The organism is Pseudomonas sp. USHLN015, assembly GCF_037153275.1.
GTDB lineage: Bacteria > Pseudomonadota > Gammaproteobacteria > Pseudomonadales > Pseudomonadaceae > Metapseudomonas > Metapseudomonas tohonis.
This window is the reverse complement of sequence record NZ_JBBCKP010000019.1, coordinates 39,276-52,637: the sequence shown is the minus strand read 5'-3', so window position 1 is coordinate 52,637 and position 13,362 is coordinate 39,276. Positions and strand designations below refer to the sequence as shown.

Annotated in this window: 13 protein-coding genes and 3 tRNA genes; 4 read left to right on the top strand and 12 right to left on the bottom strand. The window is 68.5% G+C overall.

What is annotated here, in order from left to right; genetic code table 11:
* Window positions 1-38: 38 nt before the first annotated feature.
* Entirely contained in the window at window positions 39-1,169 is a 1,131-nt protein-coding gene (locus WFQ67_RS29410; RefSeq protein WP_213628857.1) for a nitrilase-related carbon-nitrogen hydrolase, read from the top strand.
* A complete protein-coding gene (locus WFQ67_RS29405; RefSeq protein WP_173173627.1) occupies window positions 1,166-2,203 on the top strand; it encodes an AraC family transcriptional regulator in 1,038 nt (345 codons plus the stop codon). Before WFQ67_RS29410 ends, WFQ67_RS29405 begins: the two co-directional genes overlap by 4 nt.
* Window positions 2,204-2,483: 280 nt before the next feature.
* On the opposite strand, the gene WFQ67_RS29400 is transcribed toward WFQ67_RS29405, so the two are convergent.
* The 12 genes from WFQ67_RS29400 to gspE form a co-directional block, all read right to left on the bottom strand.
* A tRNA-Asp gene (locus tag WFQ67_RS29400) sits at window positions 2,484-2,560 on the bottom strand.
* 103 nt (window positions 2,561-2,663) lie between these two features.
* Window positions 2,664-2,740, bottom strand: a tRNA-Asp gene (locus WFQ67_RS29395).
* Window positions 2,741-2,775: 35 nt separating this feature from the next.
* A tRNA-Val gene (locus WFQ67_RS29390) sits at window positions 2,776-2,851 on the bottom strand.
* A gap of 216 nt (window positions 2,852-3,067) precedes the next feature.
* On the bottom strand, window positions 3,068-3,592 hold the full coding sequence (locus tag WFQ67_RS29385) for a type II secretion system protein M (protein WP_442969639.1): 525 nt from the start codon (window positions 3,590-3,592) through the stop codon (window positions 3,068-3,070).
* On the bottom strand, window positions 3,589-4,731 hold the full coding sequence (gspL, locus tag WFQ67_RS29380; RefSeq protein WP_337058925.1) for a type II secretion system protein GspL: 1,143 nt from the start codon (window positions 4,729-4,731) through the stop codon (window positions 3,589-3,591). The genes WFQ67_RS29385 and gspL overlap by 4 nt, the downstream gene beginning before the upstream one ends.
* A complete protein-coding gene (gene gspK / locus WFQ67_RS29375) occupies window positions 4,728-5,702 on the bottom strand; it encodes a type II secretion system minor pseudopilin GspK (protein WP_263153262.1) in 975 nt (324 codons plus the stop codon). The genes gspL and gspK overlap by 4 nt, the downstream gene beginning before the upstream one ends.
* Entirely contained in the window at window positions 5,699-6,391 is a 693-nt protein-coding gene (gene gspJ / locus WFQ67_RS29370; protein WP_213628854.1) for a type II secretion system minor pseudopilin GspJ, read from the bottom strand. Before gspJ ends, gspK begins: the two co-directional genes overlap by 4 nt.
* Window positions 6,388-6,777 (bottom strand): type II secretion system minor pseudopilin GspI, encoded by a 390-nt coding sequence (gene gspI, locus WFQ67_RS29365; protein ID WP_271105344.1) that lies wholly within the window; start codon window positions 6,775-6,777, stop codon window positions 6,388-6,390. Before gspI ends, gspJ begins: the two co-directional genes overlap by 4 nt.
* On the bottom strand, window positions 6,774-7,349 hold the full coding sequence (gene gspH, locus WFQ67_RS29360; RefSeq protein WP_213628852.1) for a type II secretion system minor pseudopilin GspH: 576 nt from the start codon (window positions 7,347-7,349) through the stop codon (window positions 6,774-6,776). Before gspH ends, gspI begins: the two co-directional genes overlap by 4 nt.
* The gene (gene gspG, locus WFQ67_RS29355; protein ID WP_230428053.1) at window positions 7,349-7,735 is read right to left on the bottom strand and encodes a type II secretion system major pseudopilin GspG; all 387 of its coding nucleotides are present in this window, start codon (window positions 7,733-7,735) and stop codon (window positions 7,349-7,351) included. Before gspG ends, gspH begins: the two co-directional genes overlap by 1 nt.
* A 49-nt stretch (window positions 7,736-7,784) precedes the next feature.
* The gene (xcpS, locus tag WFQ67_RS29350) at window positions 7,785-9,002 is read right to left on the bottom strand and encodes a GspF family T2SS innner membrane protein variant XcpS (RefSeq protein ID WP_213628851.1); all 1,218 of its coding nucleotides are present in this window, start codon (window positions 9,000-9,002) and stop codon (window positions 7,785-7,787) included.
* Window positions 9,003-10,490 (bottom strand): type II secretion system ATPase GspE, encoded by a 1,488-nt coding sequence (gene gspE, locus WFQ67_RS29345; RefSeq protein WP_173177195.1) that lies wholly within the window; start codon window positions 10,488-10,490, stop codon window positions 9,003-9,005.
* A 330-nt stretch (window positions 10,491-10,820) separates the two neighbouring features.
* Here gspE and WFQ67_RS29340 point away from each other — a divergent pair, with 330 nt between their 5' ends.
* Both WFQ67_RS29340 and gspD read left to right on the top strand, forming a co-directional pair.
* A complete protein-coding gene (locus WFQ67_RS29340; protein ID WP_337058923.1) occupies window positions 10,821-11,387 on the top strand; it encodes a type II secretion system protein N in 567 nt (188 codons plus the stop codon).
* Window positions 11,388-11,391: 4 nt separating this feature from the next.
* Window positions 11,392-13,350 (top strand): type II secretion system secretin GspD, encoded by a 1,959-nt coding sequence (gspD, locus tag WFQ67_RS29335; RefSeq protein ID WP_337058922.1) that lies wholly within the window; start codon window positions 11,392-11,394, stop codon window positions 13,348-13,350.
* Window positions 13,351-13,362 lie beyond the last annotated feature (12 nt).

Sequence of the window (13,362 nt, the reverse complement as noted above, 5' to 3'; positions counted from 1 at the left end):
CCCTACCCTGACCGGCACATCCATCGACGCCCAATCCCATGCGCAAACTGCTGATTGTCCTGGCCTCCGCCCTGTTCGCCGGCGTGCTGGTCAGCTACGCGATCTGGACCGACAAGCGACCGGTCGGCCACTACCTCTCCGACCTGCGCAGCGAGGTGGCGCTCAACCTCGGCCAGCCCGGCGAACGCGGCAACCTGCTGGGCATCCAGCCCGAACTCTTTGCCGCCGACTACCAGAGCGTGGAGCGCCTGCGCCTGAAGCTCGCGGCCTACCTGGAGAAGGCCCGCGCCGAAGGGCTGATCAACGACCGCACGGTCGTCGTGCTGCCCGAGCACATCGGCACCTGGCTGGTGGCCGCCGGCGAGAAGGACCAGGTCTACAGCGCCCACACCCTGGATCACGCCATGCTCTGGCTGGCCGCCGCCAACCCGATGAAACTCGCCCGCGCGCTGGTCGCGGCCGAAGGCGAGGAACGCCTGGCCGATGCCCTCTTCCGCATGAAGGCGACGCGCATGGCCGGTGACTACCAGGCCCTGTTCGGCGGCCTCGCCCGGGAGTTCGGCATCACCCTGGTGGCGGGCTCCATCCTGCTCCCCGCGCCGCGCATCGAAGGCGGCAACCTGCTGGCCGAGAGCGGGCCGCTGTACAACGTCAGCCTGGTGTTCGACCGCCAGGGCAGGCCCGTGGGACAGCCCCAGCGCAAGCTCTTCCCGAGCCACGAGGAACAGGGCTTCACCGCCGCCGCGGGGATCGACCAGCTCCAGGTGGTCGACACCCCGGCCGGGCGGTTGGGCGTGCTGGTCAGCGCGGACAGCTGGTACCCCGCCGGCTACACGGCGCTGCACGAACAGGGCGTCGAGTTGCTGGCGGTGCCGGCCTTCCTCACCGGCAACGGCAGCTGGAGCAAGCCCTGGCGCGGCGAAAAAGGCGCGCCGACGCCCGATGACGCGAACCTGCAGGCCGGCAAGCTCAGCGAAGGCGAGGCCTGGCAGCGCCTGGCCCTGGCCGGGCACCAGCCGGGCAGCGGTGCCCGCGCCGGCATGACGGTCTTCCTCCGAGGTCAGCTGTGGGACCTGGGCAGCGACGGCCCCGGCCTCGCCGCCGATGCCAACGGCATCCACATCGCCGAGGCCGGTCGCGGCGCGAAGCTGCTGAACATCTGGCTATGAAGCCGACACGGGTACGCCTGGGCGACCTCTCGGTGGGCTTCGTGCAGAACCTCGCCGAGGCGGTGCGCGACGCCGGCCGGGACCCGGCCCCCCTGCTCGCCCAGTACGGCCTGGACGCCGCCCGCCTGGCCGAACCGCGCGGGCGCCTGTCGATCCCCCGCTACATGCGCCTGGGCCACGCCGCGATGCAACTGATCGGCGACCCGGCGCTGGGCCTGCGCATGGGGCGCATCAGCCGGCTGAGCCAGGTCGGCCTCACCGGCGTCACCGCGATGCAGGCCCCCAACGTGCGCGAGGCGGCTCGCACGCTGATCCGCTTCGAGCCGCTGTACGCCCACAACTACCGGGGCCAGTCGAGCTTCCACGAGGATGCTGGCGGTGCCTGGCTGCGCTTTTATTCCATCAGCCCGTACAACGCCTACAACCGCTTCGTGGTGGATTCCGTGCTGGCCAGCTGGGCCTGCCAGTTCGGCATGCTGGTGGGCGAGCCGCTGGCGGTGGAGAAAGTGGAGATCGAGTTTCCCGCCCCCGACTACGCCGAGCGCTACTCGGAACTGTTCGGCTGCCCGGTGGAGTTCGCTGCCGGCGCCAACCAGTTGCGCCTGTCCCAGCCGACCCTCGCCCTGCGCGGACGCGAGCACTGCCCCAGCACCTGGCGACAATTGCTGGAGCTCTGCGAGCAGGAACTGGAGCAACGTACCCGCACCCGCAGCCTGCGCGAACGCATCACCCAGTTGCTGGGGCCACTGCTGCACGGCCGCGAGCCGGATCTGGAGGAGGTGGCCGCGCGCCTGCAACTGCCGACCTGGACCCTGCGACGCAAGCTGGCCGAGGAAGGCACGCAGTTCCGCAGCATCCTCAACGACACCCGACGCGACCTGGCCATGGCCTATATCCGCGACACCGAACTGGCCTTCGGGGAAATCGCCTACCTGCTGGGCTTCGCCTCGGCCGAGGCCTTCCAGCGCGCGTTCAAGCGCTGGAGCGGCAGCACACCCGGCGAGTTCCGCCGCGCCCAGCGCCAGGTGGGGTGATCACATCTCGGTGGCGTCGTCCGCCGGCTCCACCCCGTCCTGCTCGCTGGCGTGGAAGTCGAGAATTTCTTCCTGATACTCATCCATCATCACTCTCCTGTTCTGTCGCGCCCTTGATGAAACAAGGACCGTGCCAAAAGAGTAACGAGTGCCGGTGACCGAAAAATTAACCCAGGACAATACCCCGCGAAATCGATCGGCGCCGAACCCGGCGAGCTGCACTTTTTTCGAGGCAAAGAAAAAGCCCCCAGGTATTGCTACCTGAGGGCTTTCCTTTATATGGCGCAGCGGACGGGACTCGAACCCGCGACCCCCGGCGTGACAGGCCGGTATTCTAACCGACTGAACTACCGCTGCGCGTCGGTTGGACTTTCGTCCGGTGGAACCTTTGCTTCGTCTGGCGATGAGAGCTTCGAGCTTCTCGTCACCTCATGCCCGGCGGAACCTGGCATGGGAAATATGGCGCAGCGGACGGGACTCGAACCCGCGACCCCCGGCGTGACAGGCCGGTATTCTAACCGACTGAACTACCGCTGCGCGTCGGCCGGACTTTCGTCCGAATTCACAAGGGATGGTGGGTGATGACGGGATCGAACCGCCGACCCTCTGCTTGTAAGGCAGATGCTCTCCCGGCTGAGCTAATCACCCATCGCCTTGCGAGGCGCGCAATTTACGCAGAGGCCCCACCTAAGTCAACACCCTGCTTGAAGTTTTTTCTCGGAATCGTTTTTTGCACGCCTTCGACAGCCCCTTCGATGGCAGCGCCCGCCCAGGGGAAAACGGTGCCGTCGCAGCGATCACCGATCACCACCGGTGATCACCAGGCCGGTGCACGACAGTGCCCCCGGCCACAGGAAGGTGCATTCAGCCACCGACGCGCAGGGTCAGCCGCGCCGTCACCTGCCCTTCATCCGCGCGGTCGAGGCCGGCCTCCTCGATGCGCACGCCCTGGGCCTCGAGGCCGGCGAACCAGCGCAACAGGCGAGCGAAGCTGGTGGGCTGCAGGCTCACCTGCACCTGCCCCGGGGCGTCGCTGTCCAGGCGTTCGACCGACAACCCCTGCTCGGCGGCACTGGCGGTGACCAGCCCCTGCAGGCGCTCCGGTTCGACGCTGGCCTGCGGCGCTTCCTGGCTGGATCGGGCTCGCGGTGCCTGCTGCTGCATATAGGCATGCAGCGCACGCTGCTGCTCGAAGTACTCGCGGGCACCGACAACGCCCTGCTGGGCCGGGCGCCACAGCGCCAGGTAGAGCAGCACCAGCAGCAGGAAGCCGCCCAGCAACATCAGCGCCAGGCGATCACGGGGCGGCAGCGCCTTCCAGCGCCCGGCCAGCGCCGATGCCTGCCATTGCGCCTGCACCCTGTCCTTGAAAACCATGGCCATGCTCATCCTCCGATTACCAGTCGCGCGCTCACCGCATTGCCTTCACGGCTGGCCGAGCCCAGCTGCACGGCCAGCCCGGCGGCGATCAGTCGCTCGCGCAAGCGCTCCAGGGCATCGAAGCCAGGGGCCTGCACCTGCATCGCCAGGTCACCCCGGGTGTCGCTGAAATCCAGTTGCTGCACACGCACCTGGGCCCCCTCCGCCAGCAGCGCCTCGGCGGCCTGGTCGAGCATGCCGAGCAAGCGGCCCTGTCCCGACACCGAGCTGGCCGCCAGGTGCTGGTCGAACTGCGCACGCAGGTTGATCAGCTTGCTGTCCTGGGGAAACAGTTCGCGGTACAGCGCCTCGTTGGCCGCCGCATAGCGATCGCCCTCATGCCGCAGGTGCCAGCCCTGGGCCAGGTAGAAGCCCCACTGCAGCACCGCCCAGAGCCCGACCAGCCCCAGCAGCGGACGCAGGAAGCGCTGGTGGCGATGTTCCTGGCGCACTTCGAACTCCGCCTGGGCCAGTTCGCTGCCCGAACGCCCGGCGAGCCAGAGGTGCGGCTGTTCGTGCTCCTGCCACTGCTCGATGCCTTCGAGCACCTGCCGTGCCCGGGGCGCGTGCCCCTGCAGCGGCAGCACGCAGGCATCGCGCAGGTGCGGCCAGTCCTCGTCCAGCAGGGCGAGGCGCGCACTCTGCTCGCCGCCCAGCAGCCAGCGGCCTTCCAGCCAGCACAGCTGGGTGCCTTCATCGGGCAGCAGGTCGGCGTCCACCTGCAGGCTGGTGGGTACCGAGCCCAGTTCCGCCGCCAGGTCGACCCAGGCGCTCAGCCAGGCGCGGCGCACGGCGAAGATGCGGTGCAGGCCATCCGGCAGGCTGCCACCAAGGGCCAGGTGCAGGCTGTCGACGTCTTCGGCCAGCAACTCCTCCACCGCGAAAGGCAGCGCCTGGCGCAGCCAGCGCGCCTTCTGCGTGGGCAGGCGCGCGGCGCAGGCAGTCACCGCCTCCACCGGCAATACCAGGCGCCAGTCACCGGAGAGCGCCGTCACCGCCGCCGCGAATGGCAGTTGCCGGGCGTCCCCACCCTGCACCAGCCAGACCTCCAGCTCGCCTTCGACGCGCGTGACCGCCGCCGCCGGCAGGAAAATACTTGCCTGCTTCATTCTTCGTCCTTTTCCTTGAGAAGGGCCGGCGGCAATCCGCCCTGCCCCATGTCGCGGGAAAGCACCCGCACGCGGCCGTCATTGCTGCGCTGCAAGGTGCTGACCAGTACCTGGCGTCGTCCGCCCAGATGCACTTCGCTGGTCACCCGGAAATATTCACTGCCCACCGCCAGGCCCTGCGCCTGCAGCCCCATGCCGGCCAGCGCCGATTGCCCGAGGAAGGCGTCCAGGGTCTGGAAGCCGGCCTTGCCACGGGCCGCCACCAGCGCCTCCCCCACGCTGGGCGTGAGGCTGTCGGCCAGGCTGGAAAGCACCATCGCGCCGGCGGTGTTGACGTTGAGCGTGGCGTCGTCCGGCAGCGCGCTGACGTAGGGCAGCAGGCGACGATAGTCCGCCTCGGTCATGCCCGCCAGCAGGCGCAGCTCGGAGACGTCGACCATGGCACGGTTGGCTGCCCGGTAGGGCGGCTGGCTCAGCAGGTATTCGTTGTCTTCGGCGCCATTGGCCCCGGTGGGCTCCTGGTCCTTGTCGAGCCAGTCCACCAGGCGTTCCGCATAGGGCGCCTCGATCTGCAGGCGCAGCAGGAGCCGACGGAACTGCTGCAGCGACTGCTCGTTGACCCGCCCCTGGCGCACCAGGGCGTTGAGGTTGAAGCGCGAGGTGGCGTCCTCGATGCGCACCAGCAGCTCGCCGCCGTCGTCCAGCGGGAAATTGTTCAGCGGTCGCGCCCAGGCTTCGCCGAGGTGATCCACCGGGGTGCGCGGGTCGCCGGCGCGCAGGTCGCGCTGCAGCATCCCACGGGCAAGCGCTTCGCCCCCCAGCGCATATTGCAGGGCCTGGCGCGCATGCAGCTGGTTGGCACTGGAGCGGATCGCCAGCTGTTGTCGCGCGATCATGCCGGCACAGACGACGGTCACCACCGCCACCACCAGCAGCACCGTGATCATGGCCATGCCACGCTGCCGCGTCATGGCGCACCACCGTCGTCGGGCGGTACGTCGCCGCCGTCATCGCCACCGCCGTTGTCGGGAACCTGGGGCTTGCGCTCCGGCGGCTCGTCCACCAGGCGCAGCACGCGGCGCAACTCGCCGTAGCGGCGGTGTTCGAGGGTCAGCTCGATGGCCCGGGGCAGCTTCTCCAGGCTCTTGTCGCCGGTCTCGCCGTCGGCCGGCCAGACCTCCACCCAGTTATCGGACTTGTCGAGGTAGCGCAGCTTGAGGCGGGTCACGCCGTCCAGCGCCTGCTGCACCTGCGGCTGGCTGTCCTGGGCCTGGTCGAGCACCGTCCAGTAGCGGCGCTCCAGCTTCTCCCCGGACAGTTGCCAACGCACCCGCTGCAGCCGCGAACGCGGGGCGCCTAGCGGATTGCGCCAACCGCCACGGCTCAGTTCGATGGCATCGTTGTCGCCGCTCTCGCCCACCAGCGCACCGCGCCATTCACCGTAGGCATCGCGCACGGGGCGTGGATTGACCTGCTGCAGGTCCCGCTCGATGGCGGCCATAGCCCGCACCAGTTCACGCAGCTGCTGTTCCTGGGCGCGGGTGGCCCGGTCGCTGGACAGGACGCTGTCGAGCATGCGGTAGGTGCCCAGTGCCAGCAGCGCGAAGATGGCGATGGCGATCAGCAGTTCCAGCAGGGTGAAACCGGCGGAGCGCTTCATTGGCGGGTCTCGATGAAGCCGACCAGGCGCGCGGCGGCACGCTCCTCCAGCTTGCCCCGGGGGCCCCGGTCGTTGCGCTGGGCCACCCAGAGCGTGGCGCGGCGCAGGGCCGGATCGGAGGTCGCCTCCACCTGGCTCTGCCACTCCCAGCGGCGCCCGGCGAAATCCAGCTCGCCCTGGTCGCGCCCGTCCCCCGGCGGCGTGGCGGCCAGCTGCATCTCGGCGAGGCGGTTGTCGGCGATCCACATCGCCAGGGTCTTGTCCTCCAGGCGCGCGGCGTTCTGCAGGCTGCGCGCGCTGGTGGCCAGCACGGACGCGGCGACCACGGCGAAGATGGCCAGGGCCACCAGCACTTCGAGCAGGGTGAAGCCACGCTGGTTGCTCATCCCGCCCTCCCCTTGCCCGGCATCGCCTCGACCCTGGGCAGGCGGAAGCCGTCGCTGCTCATCTGCAGGCGCAGGCCGTCCTTGCGCCGCTCGCCCAGCTCCAGGCGGAACGGGCTGAGCTCGCCGCTGGACAGGATCAGCAACTGCGGCGTACGGGGTTGATCCTTGGTTTTCTCGTCCTCGTCCGCCACCGGCCCGGGCAATGCCAGCGCGGCGCCTTCGAGTTCGAACTTGAGCTCGGCCCAGGCCGGCAGCTTGTGGGTTTCATCCCCCACTTCCTGCCAGCGCGCCTTCGCCTCGTCGAAGCGCAGTACGCGATAGCCGTCCCCCTCCAGGCGCAGGCCGTACTCGCGGTTGTCGAGCACGGCCTCGTCCACCAGCACGCCGATCAGCCCGGCGAGGCGCTCGGCTTCGTTGTTCAGCTCACGTGAAGGGCCGGCCACGCCGGTGCTGAGCACCGCCAGCCCGACCAGGCAGCCGATGATCACCAGGACCACCAGCAACTCGATCAGGGTGAAGCCGCCCTGCCCCTCGGCGGGCGGGCAGCCTGGGCAGCGCGGCCGTGGGTGCATCAGTTTTCCCAGTTACCGATGTCGGCATCGGCGTCGGTGCCGCCTTCCTTGCCGTCGGCGCCGAAGGAGTACAGGTCGTAGGCGCCCTTGGTGCCGGGGGCCAGGTACTGGTACGGGTTGCCCCAGGGGTCGACCGGCAGGCGCTTGAGGTAGCCGTCCTTGTTCCAGTTCTTCGGCTGCGGGTTGCCGCTGGGCTTCTTCACCAACGCCTCCAGGCCCTGCTGGGTGCTGGGGTAGGCGAAGTTGTCGAGCTTGTACATGTCCAGCGAGGCACCGATGGCCTTGATGTCGCCCTTGGCGACGGTGACCTTGGCCTGGTCCGGGCGGTTCATCACCTGCGGCACCACCAGGGCGGCGAGGATGCCGAGGATGACCACCACCACCATGATTTCAATGAGCGTAAAGCCCGTCTGTGTACGGCGCTGTTTCACGCGATTACCCCACGAGTTGGTTGAGAGAAAGGATCGGCAGGAGGATGGCGAGGACGATGACCAGCACCACCGCGCCCATGAACACCAGCATGAAGGGCTCGAACAGCCCGACCAGCAACGCGATCTGCGCGCCGAGGTCGCTTTCCTGGTTGCGCGCGGTGCGCGCCAGCATCTGGTCCAGCTCGCCCGAGCGTTCGCCGCTGGCGATCATGTGAAGCATCATCGGCGGAAACTGGCCGCTGGCTTCCAGCGCGCGGGTCAGGCTGCCGCCTTCGCGGACCTTCTGCGCCGCCAGCACCACATCGGCGCGGATCACCCGGTTGGCGATGACCTCGGCACCGATGCCCAGCGCTTCCACCAGCGGCACGCCGCTCTGGGTGAGGATCGCCAGGGTCGAGGCGAAACGCGCGGTGTCGGTGGCGCGCACCAGCCCGCCCACCAGTGGAATGCGCAATACCAGGCCATGCCAGCGGACACGCACCGCCTCCTCGCGCAGCGCCAGGCGCGCGCCGACGAATGCCGCGATGAGCGCCAGTGCCACCAGCCAGCCCCAGTGCTTGACCAGGTCGCTGAGGGCGATGAGGCCCCGGGTCAGCAGCGGCAGGGTCTGCCCGGAGTCGATGAACACGCGCACCACGTCCGGGACCACGTAGCCCAGGAGGAAGGAGACGATCCCCAGCGAAGCGCACATCAGGATCACCGGGTAGAGCAGCGCCAGCTGGATCTTCTGCCGCGACTGCTGGCGTTGCTCGGTGTAGTCGGCGAGCTGCTCCAGCACCGGCCCGAGGTGGCCGGCGTGCTCGCCGGCCGCGACCGTGGCCCGGTAGAGCTCGGGGAACGCGGCGGGGAACTCGCGCAGGCTGCCGGCCAGGCTATGACCCTCCAGCACGCGTGCGCGTACCGCCAGCAGCATCGACTGGATGCGCGGCGAGGTGGACTGGGCGGCAGCGGCGCGCAGCGCTTCCTCGATGGGCAGCGCGGCCTGTACCAGGGTCGCCAGTTGCCGGGTCACCAGCGCAAGGTCGCGGGCCGACAGGCCACGGGTGAAACCGAAACGCCCGCCACTGGCGGCATGTTCACGGGTGCGGGTGGCCTTCACCTCCAGCGGTGCCAGTTGCTTCTCCCGCAACAGCTGGCGCACCTGGCGGGCACTGTCGGCCTCGAGCACACCCTTCTGCGGGCGCCCACGGGCATCCAGGGCGAGGTATTCGAAGGCGGCCATTTATTCTTCCTGGGTCACGCGCAGCACTTCTTCCACCGTGGTCACGCCTTCGAGCACCTTGCGCTTGCCGTCGTCACGGATGCTGGGACCGAAGCGGCGTGCATGGCGGGTCATCTCCTGCTCCGCAGCGGCGTTGTGGATGAGGGTGCGCATGTGGTCGTCGAAGACCACCAGTTCGTAGATGCCGGTACGCCCGCGATAGCCCTGCTGGTGGCATTCGGCGCAGCCACGGGCGTGGTAGAGGGTCGGCGGCTGCGCCGGGTCGATGCCCAGCAGCGCGCATTCGGCGGCGTCGGCGCTGTATGGCGCCTTGCAGTGATTGCAGAGCACACGCACCAGGCGCTGGGCAAGCACGCCGAGCAAGGAGGACGACAGCAGGAAGGGCTCGACCCCCATGTCCACCAGGCGGGTGATGGCGCCGATGGCGCTGTTGGTGTGCAGGGTGGAAAGCACCAGGTGGCCGGTGAGCGAGGCCTGCACGGCGATCTCGGCGGTCTCGTGGTCACGGATCTCGCCGACCATCACCACGTCCGGGTCCTGCCGCAGGATAGCGCGCAGGCCACGGGCGAAGGTCATCTCCACCTTGGCATTGACCTGGGTCTGGCCGATGCCTTCGAGGTGATACTCGATCGGGTCCTCGACCGTGAGGATGTTGCGTGTGCGGTCGTTGAGGGTCACCAGGCTGGCGTACAGCGTGGTGGTCTTGCCCGAGCCGGTGGGCCCGGTGACCAGCAGGATGCCGTGGGGCTTGCGCACCGTGGCCTCCATCAGTTCGCGGTCGCGCGCGCTCATGCCCAGGTGCTGCAGGGTGAGGCGCCCGGCCTGCTTGTCCAGCAGGCGCAATACCACGCGCTCGCCGTTGGCCGAGGGCAGCGTGGACACGCGGATGTCGACTTCGCGCCCGGCCACGCGCAGGGAGATGCGGCCGTCCTGGGGGACGCGCTTCTCGGCGATGTCCAGCTTGGCCATGACCTTGATCCGCGACACCAGCAGCGCCGCCAGCTCACGCTTGGGTTCGAGCACCTCGCGCAGAATGCCGTCGACACGGAACCTCACCACGAGGCGCTTCTCGAAGGTCTCCAGGTGGATGTCCGAGGCGTTCTCGCGAATGGCCTCGCCGAGGATGGCGTTGATCAGGCGGATGATCGGCGCGTCGTCCTCCTGCTCCATCAGGTCGGTGGTCTCCGGCATCTGCTCGGCGAGCGCGGCCAGGTCGAGGCTGCCGCCGAGGTCTTCGGCGAGCTGCATGGTGGCGGAGGAGTCGTGCTGGTAGGCCTGGGCCAGGGCCTGGTCGAAGGTTTCGGCGGGCAGCGGGCGCAACGGCAGCGAGCGGCCGACGAAGCGCCGGGCCTCGGCCAGGGCTACCAGTTCGGCGCCTTGGCGATGGGCCAGGCAGGGCTCTACGCCATCCTGCAGGAAGACGCCGTGGCGCTTGGCGAAGCCGAACGGCAGGCGCCGCAGCGGCGCCTCGATCGAAGAGGGGTTCATCCGTGTAATGCCTTCATGAAATCACCTGGGCAATTATCACAACACTGCCTGACGGTTGTGCGGCAATCCCTGCCATTTCTCTTGTCGTTGTGATCGGGCGCGCACGCAAACCCGTAAAAAATCTGGAATATTCTTAGCACATCGACCTCCACGACACACGTGCCAGCGAGTTGTAGCGTGATTGCGTCGTACTGCTATGATTCAGCACTTTCGCCGATCCAGAAAACCAAGAACGACTCGCGGAGAACCCCCAACTTGCCCACACCTGGTGCTCGACACTGGCTGCAACAGCATTCGCCTGCGCTGCTGGGCGCGGGCCTGGTGATCGCCATGAGCCTGAGCCTCGCCTGGCAAACCGCCGACTGGATCCGATTGCTGCGCAATTCACCCGTCACCAGCAGTGACCCCACCCTCGAGGCCGTGGTTCCGGCCAGCCTGGAACGCCTCGAACCCCTGTTCGGCCCGAGCCGCGCGCAGAGCGATGCGCCGCCACCGGCGACCAACCTGCGCCTGACCCTGCTGGGCAGCTTCATCAATGCCGACCCAGCGCGCTCCAGCGTGATCATCCGTACCGAGGGCGAAAAGCCCCGGCGCCTGCACAGCGGCGATGAGCTCAGCCCCGGCGTGAAGCTGCACGCCGTCTACCGCGACCGCGTGGAGATCGACCGTGGCGGCCGCCTCGAAACCCTGACATTCCCCCGGGCGCGCCTGGCCGCACCCGGATCGCCCGCCATGGAGGCGGAGCCGGCGAACGATGCTGTGAACGACCTTGGCGGCCTCCAGGAGGAGAACGCCGCCGAGCTGCGCGAACGCATGGAAGCACTGAGAAAACAGATGGAAGAATCCGGTGGCCTGCCGCCGGACTTACCGCCCGAACAGCCCCCGGAAAGCGAATGAATCAATGCCCACACTCCTCTCGCGCCTGAGTATCGCCCTGCTGGCCGCCGGCCTCGCTACCGCGCCGCTGCCCCTGCTGGCGGCAACCCCGCAACCCCAGGCCGAAAGCAGCCAGCAGGATGGCTGGACGATAAACCTCAAGGACGCCGACATTCGCGAGTTCGTCGACCAGGTGGCCGACATCACCGGCGAGACCTTCATCGTCGACCCCCGGGTCAAGGGCCAGGTCAGTGTGGTGTCCAAGGCGCCGCTGAGCCTCTCCGAGGTCTACCAGCTGTTCCTCTCGGTGATGGCTACCCACGGCTTCACCGTGGTCACCCAGGGCGACCAGGCACGCATCATCCCCAACGCCGAGGCCAAGTCCGAAGCCGAGGGCGGGCCGGCCGCGCCGGACAAGCTGGAAACCCGGGTCATCCAGGTGCAGCACACGCCGGTGACCGAACTGATCCCGCTGATCCGCCCGCTGGTGCCGCAATACGGCCACCTCGCCGCAGTGACCTCGTCCAACGCCCTGATCATCAGCGACCGCAGCGCCAACATCGCGCGGATCGAAAGCCTGATGAGCCAGCTCGACCAGAAGGGCGACCGCGACTACACCGTGCTCAACCTGCAGAACGCCTGGGTGATGGACGCCGCCGAGGTGCTCAACAGCGCGGTCAGCCGCGGCCAGGCCAAGGGCACCAACGCCGCCCAGGTGATCGCCGACGCGCGCACCAATCGCCTGATCATCGTCGGCCCGCCTTCGGCACGCGCCAAGCTGGTGGCACTGGCGCAGTCCCTCGACACACCGACCTCGCGCTCGGCCAATACCCGCGTCATCCGCCTGCGCCACAACGACGCCAAGGCCCTGGCCACCACCCTGGGCGAGATTTCCGAGGGCCTGAAGGCCCCCGAAGCCGGCGGTGAACAACAGGGCAAGCCGCAGAACATCCTCATCCGTGCAGACGAGAGCCTCAACGCCCTGGTCCTGCTGGCCGAACCGGACACGGTCAACGCGCTGGAGGACATCGTCCGCCAGCTCGACGTACCGCGCGCCCAGGTGATGGTGGAAGCCGCCATCGTGGAAATCTCCGGCGACATCACCGACGCCCTCGGCGTGCAGTGGGCAGTCGACGCCCGCGGCAAGACCGGCGGCCTGGGCGGGGTCAACTTCGGCAACACCGGCCTCTCGGTGGGCACCGTGCTCAATGCCATCAAGGACGAGAAGCTGCCGACCACCCTGCCCGACGGCGCCATCATCGGCATCGGCACCGACCATTTCGCCGCCCTGGTCACCGCGCTCTCGGCCAACAGCAAGAGCAACCTGCTGTCCACGCCCAGCCTGCTGACCCTGGACAACCAGAAGGCGGAAATCCTCGTGGGCCAGAACGTGCCCTTCCAGACCGGTTCCTACACCACCGATGCGGCCGGGGCCAACAACCCCTTCACCACCATCGAGCGCAAGGACATCGGCGTGACCCTCAAGGTCACCCCGCACATCAACGAGGGCGCCACCCTGCGCCTGGAGATCGAGCAGGAGATCTCCTCCATCGCCCCCAGCGCCACCCTCACCGCCCAGGCGGTGGACCTGATCACCAACAAGCGCTCGATCAAGAGCACCATCCTCGCCGAGGACGGCCAGGTGATCGTGCTCGGCGGCCTGATCCAGGACGACGTCACCACCACCGACTCCAAGGTGCCGCTGCTGGGCGACATCCCCCTGCTCGGCCGCCTGTTCCGCTCCACCAAGGACAGCCACGTGAAGCGCAACCTGATGGTCTTCCTGCGCCCGACCGTGGTCCGCGACCGCGCCGGCCTCGCCGCGCTCTCGGGCAAGAAGTACAGCGACATCCGCGTGCTGGGCGACCAGAGCGACAAGGAAAGCCGCCCGAGCATCCTGCCGCGCAGCCCGGCGCAGTTGTTCGACGGCGGCCAGGGCACCCCGGCCATCGACGTGCGCCCGGCGGAAAGCCCGGCGCCCTGATACCCGAGCCTC

What these genes read in the sequence shown, in the direction of transcription:
- WFQ67_RS29410 (WP_213628857.1), top strand. Translation starts at nt 39, where the DNA reads ATGCGCAAACTGCTGATTGTCCTGGCCTCCGCCCTGTTCGCCGGCGTG.
- WFQ67_RS29405 (WP_173173627.1), top strand. Translation starts at nt 1,166, where the DNA reads ATGAAGCCGACACGGGTACGCCTGGGCGACCTCTCGGTGGGCTTCGTG.
- WFQ67_RS29385 (WP_442969639.1), bottom strand. Translation starts at nt 3,592, where the DNA reads ATGAGCATGGCCATGGTTTTCAAGGACAGGGTGCAGGCGCAATGGCAG.
- gspL (WP_337058925.1), bottom strand. Translation starts at nt 4,731, where the DNA reads ATGAAGCAGGCAAGTATTTTCCTGCCGGCGGCGGCGGTCACGCGCGTC.
- gspK (WP_263153262.1), bottom strand. Translation starts at nt 5,702, where the DNA reads ATGACGCGGCAGCGTGGCATGGCCATGATCACGGTGCTGCTGGTGGTG.
- gspJ (WP_213628854.1), bottom strand. Translation starts at nt 6,391, where the DNA reads ATGAAGCGCTCCGCCGGTTTCACCCTGCTGGAACTGCTGATCGCCATC.
- gspI (WP_271105344.1), bottom strand. Translation starts at nt 6,777, where the DNA reads ATGAGCAACCAGCGTGGCTTCACCCTGCTCGAAGTGCTGGTGGCCCTG.
- gspH (WP_213628852.1), bottom strand. Translation starts at nt 7,349, where the DNA reads ATGCACCCACGGCCGCGCTGCCCAGGCTGCCCGCCCGCCGAGGGGCAG.
- gspG (WP_230428053.1), bottom strand. Translation starts at nt 7,735, where the DNA reads ATGGTGGTGGTGGTCATCCTCGGCATCCTCGCCGCCCTGGTGGTGCCG.
- xcpS (WP_213628851.1), bottom strand. Translation starts at nt 9,002, where the DNA reads ATGGCCGCCTTCGAATACCTCGCCCTGGATGCCCGTGGGCGCCCGCAG.
- gspE (WP_173177195.1), bottom strand. Translation starts at nt 10,490, where the DNA reads ATGAACCCCTCTTCGATCGAGGCGCCGCTGCGGCGCCTGCCGTTCGGC.
- WFQ67_RS29340 (WP_337058923.1), top strand. Translation starts at nt 10,821, where the DNA reads ATGAGCCTGAGCCTCGCCTGGCAAACCGCCGACTGGATCCGATTGCTG.
- gspD (WP_337058922.1), top strand. Translation starts at nt 11,392, where the DNA reads ATGCCCACACTCCTCTCGCGCCTGAGTATCGCCCTGCTGGCCGCCGGC.